The following is a 1,131-nucleotide window of genomic DNA, read 5'->3' on the forward strand; positions in this document are numbered from 1 at the left end:
AGTTTAGGATACTATGTTTAAGATGTCTTGGCTTGGGTGGTTATGTGCAAAAATAACTGATTTACAATTATTTAAGATTGCAACTTGAAAACTATCTCTAGGGTGTATGATTGACATATCTAACGTACCTATATGCACTGTATAAAGCGTTGTAACTTCATTTTTAGTATTTAAGCCAATCATAACAAAGTGTTCTCTTGTGAAGCTTCCTATTTCTTTTTTTAATAGCTTAACAACGTCGCTTGGTTGTGATATTTGAAACCTTTCATCTTCCATAACTTGATAATCTTGAACTAAATCTAAAACTTTTAAAATGTACTGTTCCTTTTTCATATTTGTAAATCTCCCTTTTTATTTAGTTGTTGTATTGCGATTATTTACAACAATTTCAGTTGGTTTCCTCCTTTCGTTAAATACATTATATCAAATTCATTACACTTTGACAAGTAATCACTTTCTAAAGTGTAATTTTTTTAAAAAAGGGGTTCACGGTTTCATCTAATTTAGATAAAGAAGCTTTAAAATTGGGCTAAAAATTAGTAAAAGCACGATGTTAATTGTGCGTTGCTATTTTTAGCCCGATTTTAAAAGTTGATGTTCTAAATTAGATGAAACCGTGAACCCCTTATAGACTATATATATTGAAGCGGTATTTATAATAGTGACTTGAAGCGGATTGTGTTATAATGTAATTACCTTTTTATTTAGTTTGTTGGTTTTCTCATAAGCTAAACAAACTTAAAGCCCTGCTTATGCAGGGCTATTTTTATGCTTACAAACATCTATTTTTCTAAACTTTCATTATTCAAAGCCTTTCTATAAAATAATTCGTTAAGGTCTTCAATATTAACACTTATTAATTTTTCACTTTTTAATTCATATTCTCTTATAAACGGTTTTTTAACTATTGGTGCATAATAAAGTACAATTCTATATCGGCCATATTCAACCCCTAGAAGTGACATCAGTTCTATAATTAATGTTTGGTCTATTTCTTTGAAAATGGACGTTGAACAGTGTCTTAAATCATCATAAACATGTATAATATTTTTCATTTCATCAATTAATACATTGCAAATAGTTCTATCAGCACCAGGTAAACTACTCGAACAGATAAAGTCCGTATAATTG

Annotated in this window: 2 protein-coding genes; both read right to left on the reverse strand. The window is 28.9% G+C overall.

Annotated elements, in window-relative coordinates; all coding sequences use genetic code 11:
• Nucleotides 1-3: 3 nt before the first annotated feature.
• Nucleotides 4-333: a JAB domain-containing protein gene (locus KA883_RS13520; RefSeq protein ID WP_198065336.1), complete on the reverse strand. Its 330-nt coding sequence runs from the start codon at nucleotides 331-333 to the stop codon at nucleotides 4-6.
• A gap of 449 nt (nucleotides 334-782) precedes the next feature.
• Nucleotides 783-1,131, reverse strand: a 349-nt coding sequence (locus tag KA883_RS13525; RefSeq protein ID WP_210129585.1) for a hypothetical protein, incomplete at its 5' end; no start/stop codon positions are given.

The sequence above is a fragment of the Staphylococcus sp. GDY8P54P genome (assembly GCF_017892645.1).
GTDB classification, from domain to species: domain Bacteria; phylum Bacillota; class Bacilli; order Staphylococcales; family Staphylococcaceae; genus Staphylococcus; species Staphylococcus ureilyticus.